At 66.7% G+C, this 24375-nt stretch carries 23 protein-coding genes and 1 pseudogene; 7 read left to right on the top strand and 17 right to left on the bottom strand.

What is annotated here, in order from left to right; genetic code table 11:
* Positions 1–335 precede the first annotated feature (335 nt).
* The 5 genes from EAF64_RS11010 to EAF64_RS10990 all read right to left on the bottom strand — a co-directional run bounded on the left by EAF64_RS11010 (position 336) and on the right by EAF64_RS10990 (position 7189).
* Positions 336–2645, bottom strand: a complete 2310-nt coding sequence (locus EAF64_RS11010) for an RICIN domain-containing protein (RefSeq protein ID WP_227738945.1) — start codon at positions 2643–2645, stop codon at positions 336–338.
* 130 nt (positions 2646–2775) lie between these two features.
* On the bottom strand, positions 2776–3405 hold the full coding sequence (locus EAF64_RS11005) for a helix-turn-helix domain-containing protein (RefSeq protein WP_129069028.1): 630 nt from the start codon (positions 3403–3405) through the stop codon (positions 2776–2778).
* A 137-nt stretch (positions 3406–3542) separates the two neighbouring features.
* Positions 3543–5894 (bottom strand): DEAD/DEAH box helicase, encoded by a 2352-nt coding sequence (locus tag EAF64_RS11000; protein ID WP_129069027.1) that lies wholly within the window; start codon positions 5892–5894, stop codon positions 3543–3545.
* Between the two features lie 69 nt (positions 5895–5963).
* On the bottom strand, positions 5964–6653 hold the full coding sequence (locus EAF64_RS10995) for a halocyanin domain-containing protein (protein ID WP_129069026.1): 690 nt from the start codon (positions 6651–6653) through the stop codon (positions 5964–5966).
* Positions 6654–6751: 98 nt separating this feature from the next.
* Positions 6752–7189 carry a universal stress protein gene (locus tag EAF64_RS10990; protein WP_129069025.1) on the bottom strand — a complete coding sequence of 146 codons (438 nt, stop codon included), beginning with the start codon at positions 7187–7189 and terminating at the stop codon, positions 6752–6754.
* A gap of 135 nt (positions 7190–7324) precedes the next feature.
* Between EAF64_RS10990 and EAF64_RS10985 the strand changes: the two genes are divergently transcribed.
* Entirely contained in the window at positions 7325–8131 is an 807-nt protein-coding gene (locus EAF64_RS10985; protein WP_129069024.1) for an SCO family protein, read from the top strand.
* Between the two features lie 19 nt (positions 8132–8150).
* On the opposite strand, the gene EAF64_RS10980 is transcribed toward EAF64_RS10985, so the two are convergent.
* Both EAF64_RS10980 and EAF64_RS10975 read right to left on the bottom strand, forming a co-directional pair.
* Positions 8151–8444, bottom strand: a complete 294-nt coding sequence (locus EAF64_RS10980; RefSeq protein WP_227738944.1) for a DUF7521 family protein — start codon at positions 8442–8444, stop codon at positions 8151–8153.
* Positions 8441–8818: a winged helix-turn-helix domain-containing protein gene (locus tag EAF64_RS10975; RefSeq protein ID WP_129069023.1), complete on the bottom strand. Its 378-nt coding sequence runs from the start codon at positions 8816–8818 to the stop codon at positions 8441–8443. The genes EAF64_RS10980 and EAF64_RS10975 overlap by 4 nt, the downstream gene beginning before the upstream one ends.
* A gap of 231 nt (positions 8819–9049) precedes the next feature.
* Here EAF64_RS10975 and EAF64_RS10970 point away from each other — a divergent pair, with 231 nt between their 5' ends.
* From EAF64_RS10970 to EAF64_RS21745, 3 genes and pseudogenes are all read left to right on the top strand, one after another.
* Positions 9050–9733, top strand: a complete 684-nt coding sequence (locus EAF64_RS10970; RefSeq protein WP_129069022.1) for a PHP domain-containing protein — start codon at positions 9050–9052, stop codon at positions 9731–9733.
* Complete coding sequence (locus EAF64_RS10965) at positions 9733–10851, top strand: asparagine synthase C-terminal domain-containing protein (protein WP_193767657.1); 1119 nt, start codon at positions 9733–9735, stop codon at positions 10849–10851. The genes EAF64_RS10970 and EAF64_RS10965 overlap by 1 nt, the downstream gene beginning before the upstream one ends.
* A 182-nt stretch (positions 10852–11033) precedes the next feature.
* Positions 11034–12214 (top strand): annotated as a pseudogene (locus EAF64_RS21745) (RNA-guided endonuclease InsQ/TnpB family protein).
* On the opposite strand, the gene EAF64_RS10955 reads toward EAF64_RS21745, so the two are convergent.
* Positions 12215–13201, bottom strand: a complete 987-nt coding sequence (locus EAF64_RS10955; protein WP_129069020.1) for a transcription initiation factor IIB — start codon at positions 13199–13201, stop codon at positions 12215–12217.
* A 218-nt stretch (positions 13202–13419) separates the two neighbouring features.
* Here EAF64_RS10955 and gatC point away from each other — a divergent pair, with 218 nt between their 5' ends.
* Both gatC and gatA read left to right on the top strand, forming a co-directional pair.
* Positions 13420–13698: an Asp-tRNA(Asn)/Glu-tRNA(Gln) amidotransferase subunit GatC gene (gene gatC / locus EAF64_RS10950; RefSeq protein WP_129069019.1), complete on the top strand. Its 279-nt coding sequence runs from the start codon at positions 13420–13422 to the stop codon at positions 13696–13698.
* Positions 13698–14978 (top strand): Asp-tRNA(Asn)/Glu-tRNA(Gln) amidotransferase subunit GatA, encoded by a 1281-nt coding sequence (gene gatA, locus EAF64_RS10945; RefSeq protein ID WP_129069018.1) that lies wholly within the window; start codon positions 13698–13700, stop codon positions 14976–14978. The genes gatC and gatA overlap by 1 nt, the downstream gene beginning before the upstream one ends.
* Before the next feature lie 196 nt (positions 14979–15174).
* On the opposite strand, the gene EAF64_RS10940 is transcribed toward gatA, so the two are convergent.
* Positions 15175–16065, bottom strand: a complete 891-nt coding sequence (locus EAF64_RS10940; protein ID WP_129069017.1) for an alpha/beta fold hydrolase — start codon at positions 16063–16065, stop codon at positions 15175–15177.
* A gap of 113 nt (positions 16066–16178) precedes the next feature.
* On the opposite strand from EAF64_RS10940, the gene EAF64_RS10935 reads away from it, so the two are divergent.
* Positions 16179–16943 carry a helix-turn-helix transcriptional regulator gene (locus EAF64_RS10935; protein WP_129069016.1) on the top strand — a complete coding sequence of 255 codons (765 nt, stop codon included), beginning with the start codon at positions 16179–16181 and terminating at the stop codon, positions 16941–16943.
* 39 nt (positions 16944–16982) lie between these two features.
* Here EAF64_RS10935 and EAF64_RS10930 read toward each other — a convergent pair whose 3' ends face one another.
* From EAF64_RS10930 to EAF64_RS10895, 8 genes are all read right to left on the bottom strand, one after another.
* Positions 16983–17798 carry a hypothetical protein gene (locus tag EAF64_RS10930; RefSeq protein WP_129069015.1) on the bottom strand — a complete coding sequence of 272 codons (816 nt, stop codon included), beginning with the start codon at positions 17796–17798 and terminating at the stop codon, positions 16983–16985.
* Positions 17799–17890: 92 nt separating this feature from the next.
* Complete coding sequence (locus tag EAF64_RS10925) at positions 17891–18841, bottom strand: MBL fold metallo-hydrolase (protein ID WP_129069014.1); 951 nt, start codon at positions 18839–18841, stop codon at positions 17891–17893.
* Between the two features lie 104 nt (positions 18842–18945).
* On the bottom strand, positions 18946–19644 hold the full coding sequence (locus tag EAF64_RS10920) for a hypothetical protein (protein WP_129069013.1): 699 nt from the start codon (positions 19642–19644) through the stop codon (positions 18946–18948).
* A 32-nt stretch (positions 19645–19676) separates the two neighbouring features.
* Entirely contained in the window at positions 19677–20021 is a 345-nt protein-coding gene (locus EAF64_RS10915; protein ID WP_129069012.1) for a helix-turn-helix transcriptional regulator, read from the bottom strand.
* Positions 20022–20046: 25 nt separating this feature from the next.
* On the bottom strand, positions 20047–20787 hold the full coding sequence (locus tag EAF64_RS10910; RefSeq protein WP_129069011.1) for an NRDE family protein: 741 nt from the start codon (positions 20785–20787) through the stop codon (positions 20047–20049).
* Positions 20788–20845: 58 nt separating this feature from the next.
* Positions 20846–22339, bottom strand: coding sequence for an o-succinylbenzoate--CoA ligase (gene menE, locus EAF64_RS10905; RefSeq protein WP_129069010.1), 1494 nt, complete (start codon positions 22337–22339; stop codon positions 20846–20848).
* On the bottom strand, positions 22339–23370 hold the full coding sequence (locus tag EAF64_RS10900; RefSeq protein WP_129069150.1) for a mandelate racemase/muconate lactonizing enzyme family protein: 1032 nt from the start codon (positions 23368–23370) through the stop codon (positions 22339–22341). Before EAF64_RS10900 ends, menE begins: the two co-directional genes overlap by 1 nt.
* Positions 23370–24320 (bottom strand): 1,4-dihydroxy-2-naphthoate polyprenyltransferase, encoded by a 951-nt coding sequence (locus tag EAF64_RS10895; RefSeq protein ID WP_129069009.1) that lies wholly within the window; start codon positions 24318–24320, stop codon positions 23370–23372. Before EAF64_RS10895 ends, EAF64_RS10900 begins: the two co-directional genes overlap by 1 nt.
* Positions 24321–24375: the final 55 nt, after the last annotated feature.

Below are 24375 nucleotides of genomic sequence, written 5' to 3'. Positions count from 1 at the left end.
GACGACTGAAACAGAACTATTCGTCTTGGGTATATCTTGGCCTCGATAGAATAGATATCGTCCCTCACAGTCGTCTCTGCCCGAGTAACGCCGATCGCCGAACCCGTCAGTGGACGATAAAAAACGGCGCCCGGGGAGTGATCGGTCGGCCGACACCTGATCGCCCCGGGGGTGAAACTCGTCGTCGCTCTCGATGGCTTTTTGCCCCGCTGTCTGACGTGATCGCACGGAGCCGCCGGTCCCGGGACCGCGGACCGAGTGGTGTGACGCGACCGGAGCGCGATCGGCTCTCGACGCCACCCCTCTCCGCGATGTGTGCCTCGAACTGTGTGGATTCAGGGCGGACTCGCGCCGGGGTCCTCGACGGCGCGGGCCCATCGGTCGATCCAGTCCCGGAGGCCACTGTCCGGGACCGACAGCGAACGCGTGTTCTCGGGGAGCTCGGGATACCCGCCGACGGCGTCCGGATTCGGAATCCAGTACTCGTACGGCGAATCGAGGCGGTCGTTGCCCGCCCGCTCCTCGATCTCTTCGACGATCCGACGGTCGTCGGCCGTCCGGTCGGCTGGGCGAGCGCCCGCGTTGGCGAGGTTGTGCCCTTCGACGTCGCCCGACGACAGCACGTCGAGGCCATCGGGCCACAGCGGCCGCGAATCCAGCACGTCGGAGTCGGTGAACGAAGCGTCCGAATCTAGCGGCGGATCCGCCACTACGTTATCCTCGAGGTACGCGCTCCCGCCCTCGAGGACGTAGTCGCCGGATGCGACCGTCCCGAGGTAGGTGTTCCCGACGAAACTCGTCTCAGCCGAGTCGTCCGCGATGGCCCCCTCGTCGAAGTAGTACACGAGATTGTTCGCCACGACCGACCGCGTCCCGCTTTTCAGCCGGGGCATCCGGCTCCGACATTTCGCCCAGACGTTCCCGGCCAGCGTCACGTCGTCGGCGCCGTCGCCGACCAGCGTCCCGTAGTTGTGGTCGCTCCCGTCCCCGTATGGATCGTACAGCCCCTCGTAGACGAGGTTGTTCGTGTACGTGATGCCGGACGTGTCGTAACCCACGGAGAGACACTCGTCGGTCCCCCAGGAGGCGGTGACGTGGTCGACGACGTTGTTTCGCGTGTCGTCGGCGGTGTTCAGCGAGTCGTTGCCCTGGATGTTCCCGTCGGACCCGGGACCGATTCGCGAACGGACGTGCTGGACGACACAGTCGTTCGCGTCGACCTGTACCATCCCGTTGACGAACGTGATTCCGGGCGAGGGTGCCGTCTGTCCTGCGACCCAGCACCGGTCCTCCGTGATCGCCAGCGTCTCGCCGCCGAGGTCGATGGTCCCGCTGGTCTCGAACACGACGAGCCGCGAGCCGGAGGCCTGAAACGCCGCTTCGACGGCCCCCCGCGTCGGCTCCTGGACGCGATGGACGGTCACGTCGTCGTCGAACCAGTCCGTCGAGGCGAACCCGGCGTCGGGCGTGAACTGCGAGACCGGTTCGACACTGCCGCCGTCGTCGTTTTCACCGTCCTCCTCGACGGGCTCGAACCGCCACTGCTGGTTCGCACTGCCCTTCGCAGGCCACTGGATCACGTTCGCGCCGTCGCCGGTTCTCGCGCCGGTCACGTCCATCACTTTGCCGGAGTGGACGGCCCGAAGCAGGTAGGCCCCGTCACCGGTCGGCTCGATCCGCCAGCGTTTGTTGTCCTGATCCGACCACGGCCACTGCCGCACGTCCGCCCCGTCCTTGGTTGCGGCGTTCGCCACCGCGGCGACCTGCCCGGAGTGACTGGCGGTCAGTCGATACTCACCGTCGCCGAGGTGTTCGACCTCCCAGTGCTGATTCGGATTGCCGAGGTCCTCCCACTGGTGGAGCGTCGCTCCGTTCTCCTGTGAGACACCAGCTACGTCGAGTACCTTCCCGGAATTGACGTTGACCAGGCGGTAGGTCCCGGGTGTGACAGTCTCGCCGGCACCCGTATCGCCACTCCCCTCGTCGGTCCCGTCACTCGTCGTGACGCTCCCCGGAACGGCCACGTCACCGATGTCGCGGTTCTCGGTCGGTTCCAGGCCCGACAGGGAATCGAACGTCGTCGAACAGAGCGTCCCGCGGTCGTGACTGGTCACTGCGAGTCCCACGTACGTGTCCTCGCTCATGTCCAGGTGGTCGGTGGTGAGCCGGGCGATCCGGGTCCAGTCGCTCCCGTCGGTCGATCCGTAGCCAGTGATGGTGTCGCCCTCGCGGACCAGTCCAAGCCACGAGGCGTCCATCGCTCCGATCCCCACGTCGTCCGAGGTAGTACTGTCGGTCTCGTCGCCGTCGTCGCTCCGCCACTGGACCGAGGTCTCGTTCCCCGGTGTGTACCGTAGCATCGCGTTCTCGGCGTCGGCCGCCAGTCGCTGTCGCACCATCAGGCCGGCTTTCGCCCACGGGTCCGTGTCGTCCATCGACTCGACGTGGACGGAGATATCGAAGTCGCCAGTCAGTGGTGTGTAGTAGAAGTGGAACGCGTCTTCGGTGTCCCAGATGTCCGCACCGCCGCCCTCGACGGTGATCGTTCGTGTCGCGGCCGACACCTGTCCGCTCAGCGCCCCCGCACCGGTTCCCCCAACTGCGAGCGCACGGAGAACCGTGCGCCTCGTGTCGGTCAATTCCATCCTCGATTCGAGTTGGTGGCCGAACATGTATAACGACTGTCTCGAATCAGGGCGGGTTTTAACCGTCTGGATAGAATCGAGAGCCGATTTCGGCAGTCGATACGGCGACGACGTTCGGCGTGACGGCGGCTCAATCTCCGAACTGCTGTTGAACGAGTCGGCGCTCGGCTCGTCGGAGACGTTCGGAGAGCGACGAGCGAGCGATGCCGAGTTCGTCGGCCACCTCACCGTGTGTCGCTCCCTTCGGTTCGTCGAAGTAGCCCATCTCGTAGGCCGTGGCCAGCGCCTCGAACTGCGCGTCCGTCAACCGGCCCAGGTCGTCGTCGCCCGCTCGACGGAGACCATCGACTGCCACGTCGATGCCGTTCTCTCGGAGGTAACTCCAGACACCAGTGATAACGTCCCGGCCAGTGACGCGAGCAGTGAGTTCGAGACAGTGTGGTCTGACGTAGCCCTCGGTGAGGACCCCTCTCTCGAGGAGGTCGTCGGGTGGCGCGCTCACGTTCGGGCGCAGCGACACGCGGTAGAGCCGGAGCGCCCCGGCGTCGTTCAGGACGAGCACCTCCTCGACGTGTGCCAGTGACTCGAAGGCGTCCGTGACACGGTCGAGGTCCTCTCCGTCTGCCCAGAGGTACCAGTCGACCAGTTCGCCCGAACTGTTCAACTGTTCGATCTCGAAGGTGACGTTGGCGTGTGCCGCCGCGACCGCCGTGATGTCGATCGGATCGCCGCTAACACGGAAATCGACGACGAGACTCACCGCTCGTTCCCCCTGGATCTCGGATTTGCCCCTGCTGAACTCGATCGGAGATCAACCACGTAGACGTGCCCCCAGTTTGCTACGGCAAACTGTTCGACTATCGTTAAAAGTTGTTGAATTCGTTCCGGACGTCGACGCTACCCTTCGCTGGCCAGTGCCTGGAGCAGTGCCAGCGCCAGGCCCTTGTCAAGCGGGTCGTTGGCGTTCCCGCAGTGGGGTGACTGGACGCAGGCCGGACAACCGTCGGCGCAGTCACACGAGGCGACCATCCGGCGGGTCGTCGTCACGAGCGACCCGATGTCGGCGTAGGCGCGCTCGGTCAGGCCGACGCCGCCGGGGTAGCCGTCGTAGATAAAAATCGTCGACTGGTCCGTGTGAGGGTGCAACGGCGTCGACAGGCCGCCGACGTCCCGGCGGTCACAGAGCAACTCGGCGGGCATCATCGCGATCATCGCGTGTTCGGCGGCGTGGATACCGCCTCCGAACGCCTCGTCTGTGTTCGCGACCTCGCTTTGCTCGCCGGCTCGTTCGCGCATCGCCCGCTCGACCGGATCGGGGACGGTGAAGTAGAAGGCACGCGTCTCCAGGGTCGTCTCCGGCAGGTCGAGCGCGAACCGCCCCAGGGGCTCGCCGCTGGAGCCGTCCCGGCGCTCGTAGCCAGTGATCTGTTTTCGCATCGTCACGTCGGCCAGCCGCAGGGTACTGTCCTCGCGTCCAGGCATCGGCCGCTCCGCGTGATCGTCCTCGACGGTGATCGTCTTGTCGTGGAGGACCTTCGTGTAGTAGTCGGCGTGGGTCTGTGAGAGTTCGGCGACCCCCAGATCGAGGTCCAGGTCGACCACCTCGTAGGTCCGCCCCTGGTGGTGGTAGATCGCACCGGGGTGCGCGTCCCGCAGGGCGTCGCCGAAGGGAAGCTTCGCGACGGTCTCCCCGCTCGCGCGGTCCCGCAACTGGACCTGCTGGTCGTCGATGGTCCGAATGTTCATCTCGTGCTGTGGGCTGCCCCCGCCGTCGTAGAGCCAGCGAATGCCGGCGTCGGTCTCCCGCCGATCGAGGTCTCCCGTGTCGGTCAACTCGGCCACCACGTTCGGAAAGCCCTCGCCGAAGTGGCTGTCGTCCGCCGGCGTCAGCCAGGTTTCGCGGGCGGCCGACAGGACGTGCCCGGGCACGAGCTGTCGGTTCCCCGGGTTCGAGATGGCTCGTTCCGGCTCGGACTGGAAGAACTCCGCTGGATTCCGCATGAAGTACTGATCCAGCTGGTCCTCGCCGCCGACGAGGACGACGAGACTGGCGTCGGTACCGCGGCCAGCCCGCCCGGCCTGCTGGAAGGCCTGCATCCGCGTCCCCGGGTAGCCGTCGAGCACGACGGCGTCGAGGCCGCCGATGTCCACGCCGAGTTCGAGCGCGTTCGTGCTCCAGACGCCGCGAACCTCCCCCGAGGAGAGACCCTGCTCGACCGACCGGCGGCGCTCGCTGGTCAACGCGGCCTGGTACGCCGTCACCGTCTCGGCGGCATCGCGGTCGCCCCGCCGGCGCAACTCGTCGGCGCTCTCGGTGGCGTAGCGCTCGGCGGTCTGACGGGACCGGGTGAAGACGACGGTCTGGAAGCCGCGGCTCACGAGGTCGACGAACAGCCGTTTCGTCTCGGTGTGGCTGGACTTCCGGCGGCCGCTCCCCCATCCGTCATCGTCGTACTCGGGGGGATTCCAGAACAGCCAGTGGGTCGGCCCAGTCGCGCTCTCGTCCTCGGTGAGCGCCGCGAACGAGGACTCGGATCGGCCCGTCACGGTCGCCGCGTGTTCGACCGGGTTGCCGATGGTCGCCGAACAGCAGACGTACTGCGGTGCCGCGTCGAACCGCTCACAGACGCGGTTGAGGCGGCGCATGACGAGACCGACCTGACTGCCGAACACGCCACGGTACTCGTGAACCTCGTCGACGACGACGGTCTCCAGGCGTTCGAAGAACCACTCCCAGAGCCGGTGGCTGTGGGGCAGGATGCCGTAGTGGAGCATGTCCGGCGTCGTCAGCAGGACCGTCGGCTGGCGCTCGCGGATCGCCGCTTTCTCGGATTTGGACTGCCGGCCGGTGTACTGGGCGACGGTGACGCGACTGCCGAAGCCGAGGCCGTGTGCGAGGTTCTGGAGGGCGTCGGTCTGGTCGTTGATGAGCGCGACCTGTGGAGCGATATAGAGGGTACAGCCGGTGTGATCGAGGGCGCGTTCGAAGGCCGGGACGGTGTAGGTCAGACTCTTGCCGCTTGCGGTGTCGGTCGCGAGCACCACGTCGTCGCCCTCGCGGACGCGCTCGACCGCGGCGGCCTGGTGGCCGTACAGTCGCTCGATCCCCTGTTTATCCAGCGCAGTGGTCAGCCGGTCCGGGAGGTCCAGATCCGCGAAGGACGCGGCGTGGCCGGGGACCGTCTCGTGGTGTGTGATCTGCCCGTCGTAGTAGGGGCGGTCGCGGAGCCAGCCGATCGTCTCGTCCACGCCCCGGCTTACGGGGCGACGGTGCTAACTGTTTCGTCGGCCGCCGGGGTCCGGGACCGCAGTCGAGCCTCAGGAGTCGATCCGCTTGAGGTCGTTGTCGCCGGAGTTGCCGCCGCCGAATTTGTCGCTGTTGAGCGAGAGGTGGATCGCGAACAGGATCGGCGAGAGGACGCCCAGCACGATGGCGACACCGATGGCCAGGAGGCTGTCGGTCAAGACGAGTTTGCCGCCGCCGTGTTCCCCGCCGCCGTGTTCGCCGCCGCCCAGTTCCACGTCGCCGACGACGACCACGCCCTGCATGATCCCCACGTGGGGCTCACACAGGTACTTCACCACGCCCTCTTCCTCGAAGGTCTGCTCGAAGGTCGTGCCGGTCTCGCTGGCCGGTTCGCCGCTGTCGAAGTCGCGGTTCTCGCCGACGACGTTGTGCCGGCCACCCTGCCACTCCCAGGTGACGGTCGTCCCGGGATCGACCCGGACGGCCGGCGGATCGAACACGAGGTTCTCGCCGCCGACGCCGACAGTGATCGAATCCTGCCCGGTCATGTCGACGACTTCGCCGTCGTAGTTGCTCGTATCCGACAGCCACCCGTCGAACGTCGGCCCGCTGGACTCCATCTCGGTCCCTTCCTGTGCCGTCGCCGTACCGGTCGCACCGACTGCGACGCCCGCGGCCGCCGCGCCCGTGGCCGCCGTCCGCAGAAAGCCGCGGCGACTGGCCGTCGACCCGTCGGATTCACTCGAACGTTCTGTCTCCATACTCGTCGGTTTTTCACCATCCTGTATAAGCCCGACTAAACGTGACGGGGGTTGGGAACCCGTTTCACACTACCCGACCGACCCCGGCACAGCGGCCCTCAGCGGATGATCGTGACGGGGCAGTGGGCCCGTCTGAGGACCGTCTCGGCGACGCTGCCGAGCAAAATCCGGGAGACGCCCGAGCGGCCGTGGCTCCCCATCACGACGTGATCGATCGGTTCGGTGTCGGCGAACTCGACGATGCTCCGGGCCGGTTTGCCGAGCGTCGTCTCCGTCTCCAGGGTAACGCCATACTCGTCGGCGCTCGCCCGTGCGTCCTCGAACAACTGCTCGGCGTTCGCTTCCTCGCTCTCGTACCAGTCCTCCCAGTAGCCCGGGAGCGATGCCTCCATCGGCGCGCCGTAGCCCGCCTCGACGAAATCCAGGACGTGCAGGACGGTGATCGTCGCGGCGTCCCCGTACTCCTCGAGGGCGAACTCCAGGGCCCGTTCGGACAGCGGCGAGGCATCGAGCGGCACCAGCACGTGGTCGGTCATACCCGACCCTTGGCGCTGGCCCTGATTAATATCCGGCGAGATTCCAGCGGTCCGGGAATCGCCGCCCGTGTACGCGCCGTGCACGAGCGCGGGAGAACGCGACGCTTTACTCCGTCCAGTCGCTACGTTCGCACAATGGACAGACGACAGTACATCCGGACGGCTCTCGGTGCGACGGCCGGAACGGTGGCTCTCGCCGGCTGTCTCGGCGGTGACGGGACCGGTTCCTCCGACGAGTATCCGAACACGAAACTATCAAAACAGGAGATGGAGTTCGACCCGGAGGACGTCCGGTTTCCGGCGTGGGGACAGCGGATCCCGTCCGCGACGCTCCCGGACGCGCTGGGCGGGGGTGAGACGTCGACGCGGGGGTTCGACAAGCCGCTCGCGCTGACGTTTATCTTCAGCAACTGTATGACGGCCTGTCCGCTGTTGACGCAGGCGCTCGTCTCGGCACAGGGCAAAGCCCTCCAGGAGGGGTGGGGCGACGCCGTCGAGTTCGCCGAGATCACCTTCGACCCGGTGCGGGACACGCCCGAGCGCCTCCGAACCTACGCCGAGGAACGGAACGTTGCACTCGACGCCGGCAACTGGACGTTCCTCCGCCCCGAGACGGAAGCGCGGGCGAAGGCCGTCGTGCAGGAGCAGTTCGGCGTCTACTTCGAGAAGACCGATCCCGACTCGTCGGGCACGGACGCGGGAACGGCGGCGACCGAGTCCGGGACCACGTCACCGGTGCCGTCGACGGCGACGCCGACCGAGACGGGGACGAGGACCGGAACGCCAGCGGCCGACGGCGACGGGTACATGTTCACTCACCGTTCGTTGATCCTGCTGGTCAACGGCGAGGGCTACGTCGAACGGTTCTGGAACGGAGACGAGGCGACCTCGACGGCCGCCGCGGAGCTCCCCGACGCCATGAATCGCCTCAGAAAGGCCTGAGTGCGGTTCCGACTGTAGATCACCGCGCGTACAGCGAGTAGACGATGACGCCGAAGCCAAGCGCTGTGAGCCCGCTCTCCGCGATGATGGCGTACTCCCTGGGGAGCGACAGGCCGAGATCGAAGACGCCGGCCAGGAGGCTCCCGAGAGTCACGAGCGCGAACCCGAACGCGAGTAATCCGAGCGGGTTCGCGCCGGTTCGGCGGTAGGCCTTGTACGAGAAGTACGTGATCATCGCGCCCAGGAGGAGCGTGATCGTCTTGAGCGCGGTGATGACCGTCGGCAGATGGACGAGTGGATATGGGTCGATCACGTTTCTTTGCGCACCTCCGACCAGAGATCCCGTAGTCGTTCGTCCGCGGTCCGTGCGGCCCGGCTGATCCCGACCTCGAACGCCCGGTCGTCGTCGAGGCCCACGACGACCTCGTCGAAGTCCACCTCGTACTGGCTGGCGTGTTGCCCGTCGGGGCGAATCTCCATGCCCTCGCGCAACAGCGAGGCTTCGGTCAGCAGGTCCAGCTTCCGGTAGGTGGTCGAGAGAGGGACGTCACAGACCTCGGAGATCTCTTCGGCTGTCATGGGTTCGTCGAGGTTCCGGACGATGGCTCGACACTTCGGGTCGTCCAGCGCGTCGAGCACGTCCTGTAGATCCGGTTGGTCCTCGTCCGCGAACGGGTCTCGGACCATGTGTCCGCAACTGGACGGCCGACGCTTATAACCGCTCCGACACACGAACGCCGACAGCGGCCGTGCATCCGGGTTTGACCGCCCGCTCGACGGAACATGTCCGACTACGAGCAGGTGCCGGCTGGAACGTGTCAACGGGTCGAACAGCGGCCGGGCGTTCTCCGGGTGTGGCGACGGGCGCGTCACTGACGGACCGGTTCGTTTTTGACAGGCCCGGGTCAATGGTCGGACGTGCTCGCCGCCGAGTTGCACTCCCACTCGTCGCTGTCTCACGACGGCCGTGATCCCGTCGATCTGCTTCTGGGACAGGCCCAGGCCGTCGGTCTCGACGCGCTGGCCGTCACCGATCACGACGAGATCGAGGCCAGCCTGGCGGCCGTCGAGAAGGCCGAGGAGTACGGGCTCGTCGGCATCCCCGGCATGGAAGTCTCGACGGCCGCCGGCCACGTCCTCGCACTGGGAGTGCACGAAGCAGTCCCGCCCGGCCTCTCGTTCGGGGAGACGCTGGACCGCATCCGCAGGCTCGGCGGTATCGCCGTCGTCCCACACCCGTTCCAGGAGTCCCGCAGCGGCGTCCTCGCGAACATCTCTCAGGAGACGCTGACGGCCGCCGACGCCATCGAGGTGTACAACTCCCGCCTGCTCACCGGCCGGTCGAACCGCCAGGCCGAGCGGTTCGCTCGCCGGAACGGCATGCCCATGACCGCCGGGAGCGACGCCCACATCAGCGAGATGGTCGGTCAGGCGGTCACCCGTATCGACGCGGCCGAGCGGAGCGTCGACGCCATCCTCGACGCCATCCGCGAAGGTCACACCACCGTCGAAGGCAAGCGCACGCCCTGGCGGATCAGCTTCCGCCAGGCCGCCGGCGGCGTCAAACGCCGCGTCGCGCGCCGCCTCTCCGAGCTGCGATGATCGACGGGGCCGACCCGGCGACCGTTCGCACCGCACTCGACAGCGGCGACTCACTGCCCGGGACTCGCGGGTTCGCGGGCGATCTATCCGGCCCCGACACCGACACACCGCGTCTGGTCCGGGACGTTCTGGGTCGCTATCCCTGCTTTTCCGAGACAGGCGACCCGACGACGTGGAGTTTCGATCCCACCGACCTGACCGATCCCGACCCCGTTCCGGCGGGCCACGTCCGAACCCCAGACGGCGACGAGCAGGTCTGGACGCTCCCGGACCCGCCCGCGACCGAGGACGACGCGGCGGTCGTCCAAGCGGTGCGGGACGCGCTCGCCGCGAGTACCGCCGCGGTCGATCCCGACGGGCTCGCGGTCGCGTTCTCCGGTGGCGTGGACTCGGCGGTCCTGGCCGCGCGACTGGACGCGCCGCTGTACGTCGCGGGCTTTCCCGACAGCCACGACGTCGAGGCCGCTCGCTCCGCCGCGGCGGCGATGAGTCGGGACTGCACCGTCGTCGAACTCACCCACGAGGACCTCGAACGCGCGGTGCCCGAACTCGTCGCCGCCACGGGCCGGACCAACGCGATGGACGTGCAGATCGCACTCCCGCTCTATCTCGTGGCCGAACGGGTCGCCGCCGACGGCTACGACCGCCTGGCCGTGGGCCAGGGGGCCGACGAACTGTTCGGTGGCTACGCCAAGGTCGCGAAGGCACCCGAGGATCCACGCGTCGAGGCCGACACAGTCCGGGGTGCGCGTCGGGAGGTCGTCACCACCCTGCCCGACCAGCTGGAGCGGGACGTGCTCACACTGCGGGCCGCGGGCGTCGAACCCGTCGCACCGCTCCTCGACGACCGCGTGATCGAAGCCGCACTCTCCGTGCCCGGGAACCTGCTCGTGGCCGAGCCCGGCGAAGGCGTGGACCGTGGCGACGTCGAGCGGAAAGTCGCGCTCCGCCGGGCGGCGAGTGAGTGGCTCCCCGACGCGGTTGCCCAGCGGGACAAGAAGGCCGTCCAGTACGGCAGTCTCGTAGCGCGAGAACTCGACCGGCTGGCCCGACAGGCCGGCTACAAACGCCGGATGGACGACCACGTCACGAAGTACGTTCGGTCGCTCGTGGAATAGCGGTCGCTGGTGAGTCGGTGCAACAGGGAGAAGAGAGCGGAGAGTTACAGAAAGTCAAGGAGAAAGTCCAAGATGTCAGTTGTGGGTTAAATCCGGCAACTTTCCTGCAACCACTTTCACTGCGGTTGGCAACCTCATATATGGGTAGCACTCGTCACACAAAACACAAACCGGGCGATACGATGCACCGAGAAGTCACCACCACGGTGCGGGTCAAACTCCACTCGCTCACCGAGTGGAAAGCCCGACTCGTCGAACGTGAGTACAGTGCGTTCCAAGACGCCGTTCACGGTGAGGACGCGAACCTCTACTCAGCCACCAAGCAGCAGGCGGGCAAAGTCCGGTCGAACAAGAATCCACGCGAGGATACCGAGCAACCAGTCGTCCTCCGCAACGACTGCATCAGCATAGAACACGACGAGGCGACAGTTCTCTCGTCGTGGTGGTTCAAATTCCCTGTCTACAATCCTGAGAAAGAGAAGGGAGACAACATTTGGGTTCCCATCCACGTTCCCGAGAAGGACACGCATCTCCTCACCGACGAATCCATCCGTGACTCGGAACTCGTCCGTCGAGACGGCGAGTGGTACGTTCATCTCGTCTGTAAGCGGTCTGTGGCCGTCGCAGACGAGTACGACGACGTGCTGGCCGTCGACATGGGCGCGAAGTGGATCGCCGTCAGTACGTTCCTCTCCGACCGCGACACGGAGTTTCACGGCGCGGAAGTCCGCCGAGTCCGTGAACACTATAAGCAACTCCGCAAGTCATCGGGAAAGCGAAGGTGCGGTCGGGAACCCAGGTCATCAAGCGGATCGGTCACAAGGAGTCGCGGACGGTCGACCACGAACTCCATCAGGTGGCGAACGAACTGATCGCCCGCGCTCGGGAGCGCAACGCTGTCATCGTGTTCGGTGATATGACGGGGTTGCGGTTTGATGAGGATCAGGGCAGGTACGTGAACGACAAGACCCACAAGATGCCGTATGCGAAGCTGGCGAACTTCTTGACGTACGAAGCCCATCTCGATGGCCGAGAGTGCATCCCAGTTGAGGAGTACGACACGTCTGTGACGTGTTGGCGGTGTGGGTCTCAGAACACGAGTCGGGAGGTGCAGGGTCGTGTCGAGTGTCACGATTGCGGGTTGGATGATAATGCGGACAAGAACGGTGCGTCGAACATCGCGCAACGAGCCGTGGGTAAGGACATTCAGAGCCCGCTATCGACGGCGGGGGCTGTTGTGGCTCAGCCCGAAACGCAGGTCAGACTCGACGGACCCGACAACGAGACAGAACCTGCGAACTCCCCAGACGACGTGGGCCTCACCCTCAGTGAGGGAAGTCCACGAGTTCACTTGTGGGAGTAGTCACTGGGAGACGTTGTCCTCGGCTTCGAGCAGTTCGTGGTAGCGGTTCCGGATGGTGACTTCGGAGATGCTGGCGACCTCGGAGACTTCCGACTGGGTCACCTTCTCGTTGGCCAGCAGCGAGGCGGCGTAGACGGACGCCGCCGCGAGCCCGACCGGAGACTTCCCGGAGTGGACGCCCTTCTCCTTGGCGGAACTCAGCAGTTCCCGCGCCCGGCGCTCGACTTCCTCCGAGAGGTCCAGGTCCGAGGCGAAGCGGGGGACGTAGCTCTCGGGGTCTGCGGGCTGGATCTCCAGACTCAGCTCCCGGACGACGTAGCGGTAGGTCCGGGCGATCTCGTCCTTGTCGACCCGCGAGACCGAATCGATCTCGTCGAGACTGCGCGGCGTGCCCGCCTGTCGGGCGGCGGCGTACAGTGAGGCCGTCGCGACGCCCTCGATGGACCGGCCCGGCAGGAGGTCCTCGTCGAGTGCCCGGCGGTAGATGACGCTGGCGGTCTCCCGGACGTTCTCGGGGAGTCCGAGCGCGGAGGCCATGCGGTCGATCTCACCGAGGGCCTGCTTGAGGTTGCGCTCCTTGGAGTCGCGGGTGCGGAACCGCTCGTTCCAGGTCCGCAGTCGCTGCATCTTCTCGCGCTGCCGCGAGGATAGGGAGTTCCCGTAGGCGTCCTTGTCCTGCCAGCCGATGTTGGTCGAGAGCCCCTTGTCGTGCATCATGTTCGTGGTCGGAGCCCCGACCCTGCTTTTCTCGTCTTTCTCTTTGGCGTCGAAGGCGCGCCACTCCGGCCCAGGGTCGACTTCGTCTTCGGATACGACCAGTCCGCAGTCCTCACAGACCGTCTCGCCGCGCTCGGAGTCCGTCGCCAGCGAACCGCCACACTCCGGACAGTCGACCTGCTCTTCGTTCTCCCGTTCGTCCGATTCCGTCGGCTTTTCGCGCGTGCGCTCGCGCTCGCCCGTATACTCTCTGATGGTGGTGTCGGTCATTGGTTGAATCGGCGGGCACTGATGCCCGGAAAACTCTCTGATACGGTATTATGTTGGGGATCCGCCGACTTAAAACTTCCGGCATGTTGAGCGGTCCTGCGTGCCGATTTCGGCCGTTCACCGGCTGCCTCGCGCGAGCGCGCCCGCGAGCGACCGAGCGGCGGCGCAAAAGCCCGTGTATCGAAACCCTTACCGCCGGTCCGGGCCTCGCCGCGAACATGAGCGATTCGGCCGTCGAACCCGAGGACGTGCGCCACGTCGCCTCGCTGGCCCGCGTCGACCTCGACGACGAGGAGGTCGACCGGTTCGTCGAGCAGTTCGCGGACATCCTCGACTACTTCGAGACGCTGGACGAGGTCCCGGAGGTCGACTCCGAGACGGACCTCGCGAACGTGATGCGGGATGACGAGGTCCGAGACTCTCTCGACCAGGACGAGGCGTTGCGAAACGCTCCCGAGAGCGAGGAGGGCTTCTTCAAAGGGCCGAAGGTCTCGTAATGTCGCACAACGCCTACATCACCGACGAGCGGATCGCGGGCGGCGACGACGGCCCCCTGGCCGACCGGACCGTCGCCGTCAAGGACAACATCTCCACGGAGGGGGTCCGCACCACCTGCGGGTCGGCGATGCTCGACGAGTACGTCCCGCCCTACGACGCGACGGTCGTCGACCGCCTCAAATCGGCCGGCGCGACCATCACCGGCAAGACCAACATGGACGAGTTCGGGATGGGGACGACCACCGAGACCTCCGCGTTCGGCCCGACCGAGAACCCCGCCGCGCCGGGCCACGTCCCTGGCGGGTCCTCCGGGGGCTCCGCGGCGGCCGTCGCGTCCGGTGACGCCGACCTCGCCCTCGGCACGGACACCGGCGGTTCCGTGCGTTGTCCCGCCGCCTTCTGTGGCGTCGTCGGCATCAAACCAACCTACGGCCTCGTCTCGCGGTACGGGCTGATCGCCTACGCCAACTCGCTGGAACAGATCGGTCCTATCGCACCCTCCGTCGAGGAGGCCGCCGAACTCCTCGAAGTGATCGCCGGTCCCGACGAACACGACGCGACGACCCGGGATGCCGCCGAGGAGGGTGCCGATACCGACTACGCCGCCGCCGCGGACGGCGACGTGGAAGGCATGCAAATCGGGATTCCGACGGAACTGGTCGAGGGCGCCGACGAGGACGTCGTCGAGACTTTCTGGGACGCCATCGACGACCTCGAAGCGCAGGGCGCGAGCTCCCACGAGGTCGACCTGCCCTCGGTCGAACACGCCGTCGAGGCCTACTACGTCATCGCCATGTCCGAGGCGTCCTCGAACCTCGCGCGGTTCGACGGCGTCCGCTACGGCCCCAGCCCCGACTACGAGGGCAACTGGAACGAGGAGTTCGCCGGCGTCCGTGAGGCGGGCTTCGGCGAAGAGGTCAAACGCCGCGTCCTGCTGGGCACCTACGCCCTCTCGGCGGGCTACCACGACAAGTACTACAAGAAGGCTCAGGACGCCCGGGCGTGGGTCAAACAGGACTTCGACGAGGCCCTGGCCGAGGCGGACGTGCTGGCCTCGCCGACGATGCCCGTCCCGCCGATGGAGATGGGCGAGAGCCTGTCGGATCCACTCACCATGTATCTGGCCGACGCGAACACGACGCCGGTCAACCTGGCGAACCTGCCGGCCATCTCCGTGCCGGCGGGCGAGACCGACGACGGCCTCCCCGTCGGGATGCAGTTCGTCGGGCCGGCGTTCGGAGAGACGGAGATTATTCGCGCCGGGAGTGCGCTAGCGTAGCAACTGCGAGCGGGCTGGTGGCCCGCGAGCAGTCGTTTTGGTCCAGATGTTACGAGGTTCACGAGAGCGTCGCTCTCGTGAGCAAACCAGAAATCTCCGATTTCTGGTGTGAGCGGTGGCGCGCGAAGCGGGCCACCCGACGACGTAAAAGGTGGTTTTGCGAAGTCGATAGTATTCGGGCCGGGAGCGCGAGAGTCTAACTGGGAACCTGGACAGACGCGCTCAGGAAGTCGACGAGCAGGTCGACGAGTCGATCCGGCTGATCTTCCGGGACGAGCGCGTTCGATCCGTCGACACGTTCGAGCCGCGCGTTCGGGAAGCGGTCGGCCAATGCCTGTGCATCTTCGAGCGGGAAGATCGGGTCTTCAGGTGCCCACGCCAGAAGGACCGGCCGGTCGAATGTCGGAAACACTGTCGCAGCCTCGTTCGTGTACTCCGGAGAGACGCCGAGAAGCGCTTTGCGCAGGTCCCGTCGCACGGCGGCGTCGCTCCGTAGTGAGTCGGTGTATCCATCGAGGACGTCCGGCTGGATCGGGTGCTTGGCCAGGAGGGCGAACGTCTGTCTGCGGATTCGCTGTGACCCGAGTACTCGGGCGAACAGCCCCACGGCCCCAGGTATCCGTGCGCCCCAGACGAACGGCAGTGCCTGGATCGGAGGGAAGTTGTCGAACGCGTCGCAGTTCGTCAGCACCAGCCGTTCGACTCGTTCGGGATAGGCAGCGAGAAATACCTGGCAGATCGCACCACCGGTGTCGTTACCGACCAGCGTCACCCGTTCGACCCCGATTTCGTCGAGGAACTGTGCGAGTAAGTCGGCCACACCGGAGGGTGTGAGGTCTGCGTCCGGGTCCATCGCCACGTCGTGTCCGCCCAGCGGCAGCGTCGGCACGAGACAGCGTGCGGTGTCGGACAGCGGTTCGGCGACGTTCCGCCAGAGGTTGCCGTCGACGAACGCGCCGTGGACGAACAATACCGGTTCGCCCGACCCGATATCGTAGTACTGAATCGGTCCCTGTGGCAGGTCGACGGTTCGTCGTTCGCTTCCGGGAAAGGCCTTCTCCGTCCGCTTGCTCTCTATCTGGCTCATACCTGTAGCATCGACGGGTGTGGCTGTCAAGACACCGACGCGGAAATTCCGAGGGCCCTGGAATCCGTGCCACCAGCAGCGGGTTTCATAAACCGTGCAGGGGACCGGGAAGTATGAACGGCGAGGACCTCACCGAGTTGCTTCGGCTCCGGCACGGAGTCCTCAGGGCACTGACCGAGCAGCCACGCCCGCGCTACGAACTCGTCGACGCCCTGCCGGACTCGAAATCGACCATCTACAAGGGGCTCTCACAACTACAGGAGGCGGGCCTCGTGGAGCGCGTCGAGGACGAGTTCCGACCGACACTGTTCGGCGTCGTCGCACTTTCGCGATTCGACGAACTCGCGGACACGGCTCGGTTCGGCGACCTGCTCGCCGACTTCCCAGGCGGCACTGTCGACCCGACGGCGCTGGCTGGTGCGACGGTCGTCCGCCCCGACGAGACCGACGTCGAACGTCATCTCGATGCGGTCTGGGAACTGCTGGAGAACGCCGACAGGGTACGTGGCGTAACCCCTGTGGTCTCGCCCGGGTACGTCGAACAGTTCCGTGCGCTTCTCGACGGCGGGCTCGGCGCGGAACTGGTGCTTCCGGAAGCAGTACTCGACTCGCTCCGTGACGACCATGCGGACGCGCTGACTGCTGTCGCAGCGCGTGCAGACCTCTACGAGACCACCGCGACCGTTCCGTTCGGTGTCCTCGTGACTGTTGACACGCCGCGACGCATGGCCATCGAACTCCGCGACGGTCCACTCATCACCGGGTTAGTCACGAACGACACACCGAGCGCCTGTGACTGGGCCGAAGCGACCGTCGACCGGTTTCAGGACGATGCCGTCCGGATTGGGACCGGTAGTGGCGAAGGCAAGGGCCTGTGACCCCGTACCGTTCGAACAGGTGTCACGACCAGGGGTCGATCAGACGATCAGTTCGGCATCGTCGAGATAGTGTGCATGGATGCGTTCGACCTCGGGTCCCTCCGGGACCAACCCGGGTTTCGTGGCTGGCTCGTCGAAGCGGTCCGGATTCGGCGTGACGGAGTCGAGAACTTCCGAGAAGACGGGGCCGTCCCGGCCGGTGATGTGAACGAACCCGCCGTACTGTCGGTCTTCGACGCGAGACGCCGCTGGGTCCGGGAACGCTGCTCGGATCAGGTCCGTCCGTTCCCGAATGTACCCGGCCGCTTTCCGCTGTGAATACTGGCATTCGGCGTGGTATCGGTCGCGGTATCGGGAGTCGAGGTCCGACTCGTCGTGTTTCGGCGACTCGTAGCGGATGGCGTCGTCGGCCACGTCACCGTCGAAGAAACTGAAGTTCACCGTAAAGGAGTCTGGGTAGCGAAGGACGGCCAGCACGCAGATGTCGTCGTCGACGGTGAATCGTTCCTGTAACCGGCAGTAACACTCCTGGTAGTAGACGGCGAGCGCACCGACCCAGTCGTCACGGTCTCCCCGAAGATACTCGTCCGCGATCGTGTGGTACTCCTCGCCCGCGATCTGCTGGAGACGGTGTTTGAATCCCTGACTCACCTCGTCGAGTTCGTACTCGTAGGCGTCGGTGAGCGGCACGTCGGGATCGGCGAGCAACTCGGCCTTCCGGTCACCGGCGTCCGCGATGCGATGCATGTTCTCGTGGAGGGTCCGCTCTGCGGCGTCGTCCGCCAGCGGCACCCTGACGGCCTGCCGAGTGAGAATGTCCGTCCCGCGTCCCAGCCGCTGTCGCCAGTCGTCCATTTCCCGTCTCGCTGTTTCGCGGTGGGGATAAAAACAGTCGTGGCAGACTCACCGCTCGATTCGAACGAGACGATCGAAGCCGCCCTGATCCGTTACTCCGCCGCTGGCTGTTCCCGATCGCGTGTTGGCGCTCCCTCCTGTTGGTCGAGGTACGTCACCGCGCCCGAGAAGTTCATCCGGAGTTCGCCGTACTCCAGGTCGTCGCTCCAGCCGTCGGGCACGTCGTTCGCGCCGAGCAGGTGCTTGAACGCCGCGCGGTCGTCCTCTTGCCGGCGGCGTGTCTGTGCGACGCGGCCGACCCAGGCTTTCAACAGGCTGGCGTAGGCGTCGAGCGCGCCGTCGGCCGGCCGCGGCCCGAAGTGGCTGTACAGCAGTGTCTCAGCACCGATTTCGCGGAGCAACTCCACGTCCTCGATGCACTGGTCCAGATCGAAAGTCGGCGGCGGCGTCGCAACCCGGGCGGTGTCGAACTGCTCGTAGAAACAGCCCACTACGTCGGCGGTGAACACGGCGTCGTTCGCCGGATCGTGGTACACAACCTGATGGGTGGCGTGACCCGGCGCGTGGTGGACGGCGAGTTCGTGGTTCCCGAGGTCGATCACGTCGCCGTCGGTCACCTCGCGGATTCGACCCTCGGGGACGGGCTCCGGGTACTCGTAGAACTGCCAGCCCGACTCGCCGACGACCTGTTTCGTTCCGGCGACGAGCGTCGAGGGATCGACCAGGTGGGGTGCGCCTTGTTCGTGGACGACGACCTCCGCGTTCGGACACGCCGCGGCGAGTTCGCCGGCACCACCGGCGTGATCCAGGTGGACGTGGGTGAGCGCGATCACTTCGATCGCCTCGCGAGCGATCCCGAGTTCCTCGACCGCGGCCAGCACCCGGTCTGTGTGTGCGCCGATTCCCGACTCGATTATCGTCGGACGCTCGCCGTCCAGCAGATACACCGACGTGTGTCCTGGCACTTCGTACACGCCGGGATCGACGTAGTACAGGTCCGTGCAACTCCCCATCTCGACACGACTCGTGTCCCCAATTCCCATGGTGTCTGGTAAATTCCCCCATGAATATGAATGTAATGAAGCAAGCAAACTACAGGACACCGCTTCCTGGCGGTTCTGGTAGTTTCAGTGTTAGGATCGCGGTGTCAGTCTCGGGTGTGGCGTTCGATTCGGAGCCGGTGGCCGCGGGCTAGCAACGCGAGGCCGATCAATGCACCGAGGGCCGACAGGCCCCAGCGGCCCGGCAGGCCATCGTACTGTCCGTCACGGCTCACGTAGTAATACTGGTCGCCGTCGACCACGTACCGGCCGGTTTCGTATTCGAGGGTGGAACGAGCCGATCCATGCCGGACCGCTCGCGCGAGGGGAGCTGGAGTTTCGTCCAGGTCGTCACCGACGGTTTCGATGACGGTCCGGGCGTCCACGGGTTCCAGCGAGATCGTCGTGGTATCGTTTTTCTCCGTGAACGTCCGTCGGAAGTAGCCGTCCTGAAGATGGACGAACGGGTCGTTCGGACCCTCGTATTTCGTAGTTTCGACCGTGAGAGAACCGGCTTCTGCAACGTGTTCCTCGAAGGTACACCGCCAGGACGGCGTTATCGTGAATTCATCACAACCGACGCCTCGGACGCCGCTGACGGTGATCACGCCGTGAGATTCCCCAGCGGCGACTCTGACGCGGTCGCCGAAACTCACGACGGAGACTTCGTAGGATCGATACTGATGTCGCGGGCCACCGAGGTCGAACGCCCCGACGAGGAGGGGATTCAGAACCAGCGAAAGTCCAACGACCAGATAGAAACCGATGCGCGTTCGTTTGGCGGGGGACCAGCCACGGGCGACCATGCCCGGTCCGACTCACGCCAGTGGGATGACAGTTACTCCTCGTAGGCGAGGTTCATGACCCACTGGGAGAAGGCGTCCGAGTGGGGGTCGACTTCCTCGTCACCGATGAACGGGGAGAGCATGTCGCCGGCCATCAACAGGGAGAAGTCCAGATCGCGGGGCGCGGGGGTGAGGTGGTAGGTGTTGTGGCCCTCGTAGACCGTCTCCTCGCGCTGGATGAGACCCTTGTCGGCCAGTGACTCGACGATGCGGCTTCCCTTGCGGGAGGAGACGTCGAGTTCCTTCCAGAACTCGCTCTGGTGGATGCCACCGGTCTCCCGGACGAGTTCGAGGCCGCCGCGCTCGTCCTCGGTGAGTTCGGATTCGGGCGTAACCATACCCGTCTCTGGGACTGTCTGCGGTTTAAAACTGACTCTCGACCGGTCGGTACTCCGACTCACATGGTGGACCGTCGGCGAACCGGTAGCGGCTCCCCTCCGAGCCGACGGTCAGAAGCGACGACGAACGCGTCCCGAAGCGATCCCGGTGGATACAGACGCCGTACTCGTGGTCCGCGATCACGTCGGCGGCGCGCTCGATCCACGCGCCGGCCTGCTCGCCGGGTTCGGGGCGGAGTTCGGTCCGGACCGCAGCGGCGTTCTCACCCTGTTGGCGGCCGTCCTCTGGGCGTTCCTCCGGAATCCGCCAGTCGCCGTCAGCGCCGACGTTGACGACGACGTGGACGCCGGGCTGGACGTTCCGGACCGCGAGCTGGCCGTCCCACTCCAGCAGGAGGGCGGCGTTCTCGTCGGCCACGACGAGATTGAACCCGTCGAACTCGTGGTCGCGGACCTCGCTCTCGACGAAGCGGGCCGCCTCTTCCGCGCTCTCTTTCCGGAGCGCGTCCCGCGTGAGCAGACCGCGTGAGCGGTCGCCCGCCAGCTCGGTGCCGGTCCAGCGGTTCGTGATGCCGACGAACAGCCCGTGTTCGTTGTGGCCGATCCAGGTTCCGCCAGCCTCGCTGTCACGCGGCGCGATCACCGCGGGCTCGTCGTCGAGCCGTTGCGGTGGTTCGGAGGGGCGGTCGACCATCTCGTCACGATTCGCCGCGACGGCGACCGGCGTGTCGGCGAACACCTGCCAGGCGAGAACGAGTGTGCACACGAGTCTGCATAACCACCGGGCCCGCTTAAACTGTCGGTGAGCGGGTGGTAACCCGGCCCTACACCGCCCGGTCGCGAAGCCGGTCTCGAACCCGCCCTCGGTCGACGGTTCCCGACGCCGTCCGCGGCAACGCCTCGGCGAACGCGACCGTCCGCGGGAGTTTGAACCCCGCCAGCCGCTCCCGGCAGTGGGCCTCGATCTCGTTCGCAGAGAGCGACTCGTCGGTCGGGACCACCAGTGCGGCGACGCGCTCGCCCCACTCCGAGTCGTCGAGTCCGACGACGGACGCCTCCTGAACAGCGCGGTGGTCCTGCAGGACCGCAACGACTTCCCCGGGGTCGACGTTCTCCCCGCCGGTGACGATCCGGTCGTCCACGCGATTGTGGATCCACAGCCGTCCGTCCTCGTCTCGGGAGCCAATGTCGCCGGTGTGGAGGCCATGCGGGCCGAACGCGTCGTCGGTAACCTCGGGATCGAGATAGCCTGGCGTCACCGTCGGACCGTCGACGACCAGTTCGCCCGTCTCGCCCGGACCCACGGGATCGCCGTCCCCGTCGACGAGGGTCACCGTCGTGTTCACGAGCGACTGGCCGACCGTGCCGTCGTGGGAAGCCGCCTGCTGGGGCGTCGCCGTCGCGATCTGTGAGGCCGTCTCGGTCATGCCGTAGGTCGGACAGGCCGGGACGTTCCGGTCCCAACAGCGCGCGAGCAATTCTTCGGAGGCCGGCGCACCGCCCAGCAGGACGAACCGCAACTGCTCGGACGGCTCCCAGCCCGCGCCGAGCAGGCGCGTGAGCATCGTCGGCACGAGCGAGACGCCGGTGACTCCGTATTCGTCGAGGATTTCGGCGGTCTCCGCGGCCTCGAACTCGCGCTGAATCACGACCGTCGAGCCGTACAGCGCCGAGCGGACGACCGGCGCGAGTCCGCCCATGTGGTAGGTCGGGAGACAGCAGAGCCACCGATCCCCGGGCGTGACACCGAGCCGGAAGGCCGAGGCCATCGCGCTCGCTACGATGTTCCCGACGGTCAGTCGGACGCCTTTCGGCTGGCCGGTCGTTCCTGAGGTGAACATGACCAGTTGTTCCGTGTCGGGCGTCAGCGTCGCCGGTTCCACCGGTCCATCGTCGAGGCTGTCGAGCGGCCGCACGCGCTCACTCGTCGGCGCGTCGACGGACGCGATGGGGCCGTCGAACACCTCGGTCGCGGTCGTTTCCGTGTCCGATTCACAGACCAGCGCGTCCGGAGCCGTCCGCTCGATCTGCTCGGTCAACTCGGCGGATGTCAGCCGGACGTTCAGCGGGACGACCGAGACCCCCAGGCGCATGGCCGCGTAGAACAGTTCGGCGAACGCGGGTCGGGTGTCGAGCAAGAATGCGACCCGCTCGGGCTCGTCACCTGCCAGTCCAGCCAGCGCAGCTGCCCGGCGCTCGACCGCCGCGTCGTACTCCCGGTAGGTGATCGTCTCGTCGCGGTCGGCGTCGAGCAGGGCGGTCCGCTCCGGCGTCGCGGCGGCGCGGGCGGCCACGAGGTCCTGTGTCGGCCAGTCCATCACTCGTCTCCGAGGTCGACGCCCAGGCCCTTGGCCTGTGGGACTTCGATCTGGCCGTCGGCGACTGGCGCGGGGTCGGGGCCCAGGTCGTCGGCCAGCCAGTCGGCCGTCGCCAGGCCACAGGCCGGAATCTCGGGAATCGCCGCGGCGACGTGGACCGCCGCGGTCCGCGCGACGACGGCGTCGATCGTCGTCGAGATCACGGGCGTCACGCCGGCCTGTCTGGCCTGTCGCGCGACGTTCCTGGCCCTGTCGGGGCCGCCCAGCGCCATGGGTTTGAGGACGAGATAGTCGGCGGCCTCGGCGGCCAACAGGTCCGTCACTGGCCGCCCGGCCAGGGACTCGTCGAGCGCGATGGGGACCTCGTTGCCCCCGTTCCGGAGGCCGGCGTGGGCCGCCACTTTCTCGGCGGGCATGGGTTGCTCGACGTACTCGAGATCGAGCGCTTCGAGGCCGTCGAAGGCCCGCTCGGCCTGCTCGCGGTCCCACGCGCCGTTGGCGTCGGCGCGGAGCGCCACGTCGTCGCCGACCACTTCCCGGACTCGCCGCAACCGTTCCACGTCCTCGTCCACCTCCCGCGCGCCGATCTTGATCTTCACGCAATCGAAGCCGTTCTCGACGGCCTCTATCACGCTCCGGGCGGTCGTCTCGGCGTCGGCGTCGCCAACGGTCGCGTTCACCGGCACCCGGCGGACGAGTCGCTCGTTGCCGAGATAGCGGTACAGCGGCGTGTTGTCGAGTTTCGCACGGGCGTCGGCCAGTGCCAGCGCCAGCGCGTGCCGGGCCGCTGGCGCGGACGTTTCGCTGAGCGCCACGCCCCAGTCCTCGTCGGTGGCCAGTTTCGGGGCCCACTCGAGGGCTTCCCGGCAGGCGTCCAGGGATTCCGTCCAGCCCGGGAGCGGTGCGGCCTCGCCCAGCCCGACCCGGTCGGCGTACTCGACCCTGACGAGGAAGCCTTCGCGCTCGTCGATGCTCCCGCGGGCGGTCGAGAGCGGGCGTGCCAGGTCGAGGTGGTAGGGTTCGATGTCGATCATGTGAGTGCAAGCCCGGCGGCGAACAGTGCCGAGTGCGCCGCCAGTAACTGCCCGGTACGTTCGAGCGCCGGGTTGAGCGCCGCGCCGTCCGTTCGCCGCATGACTGTCGCCCCGACCCTGACCGCCAGCGCCAACGTCACCAGCGGCAACAGTGCCGGGAGGCCGAAGGCCGGGTCCAGCGCGAACAGGACGGGGACGACGTAGGCCATGCCGACCATCGCCAGCCACTCGAGCCGGCTGAACGTGTAGCCGAAAATCACCGCGAGCGTCCGCTTGCCCGCCGCGGCGTCCTCCTCTTTATCCCGGACGTTGTTCGCGATCAAGATCGCAGTCGAGAGCCCGGCCGCCGGGAGACTCGCCACCAGCGCGGCCGCGGGCACGGTGCCGTCGGGAATCCCCACCGCGAGCGGCTGGACGCTCGCCAGCACTGTGGCCGCCTGCACGTAGTAGGTCCCGACGACGGCGATCACACCGAAGTACAGGAACACGAAGAGGTCGCCCAGCCCGCGGTAGCCGTAGGGGTAGGGGCCGCCCGTGTAGGCGATGCCGGCGGCGATGCTCGAGAGCCCGACCACGAGGATCGGGAGGCCGCCGACGTAGACGAGATAGAGTCCGACGACGACCGCCAGCGCGTAGGTGGCGGCCATCGCCTGCCTGACGCGCCCGGGTTCGATCAGTCCGCCGGCGGTCACCCGGGTGAACCCCTCGCGGTCGGCCGAGTCGGTCCCCTTGACGGCGTCGTAGTAGTCGTTGGCGAAGTTGGTCCCCACCTGCAAGAGGAGCGCCCCCAGCAGCGCCGCTATCGCCGCAGCCGGCGCGAACACCCCGTCGTGGAGCGCCAGGCCCGTCCCGACGACGACCGGTGCCGCGCCCGCGGGCAGGGTCTGGGGCCGTGCGGCCATCAGCCAGGCTCTCGTCCGCGATACCTCGGCGTCTGCCGTTGCCATTGCCGTACAGTTGGTGGTCCAGCCGTGTGAAGGTTGCCACTCCGTACGTGAACTG

Origin of the sequence: Halorientalis pallida (assembly GCF_004118325.1) — an archaeon.
GTDB lineage: Archaea > Halobacteriota > Halobacteria > Halobacteriales > Haloarculaceae > Halorientalis > Halorientalis pallida.
This window is presented reverse-complemented; position numbering and strand designations above follow the sequence as displayed.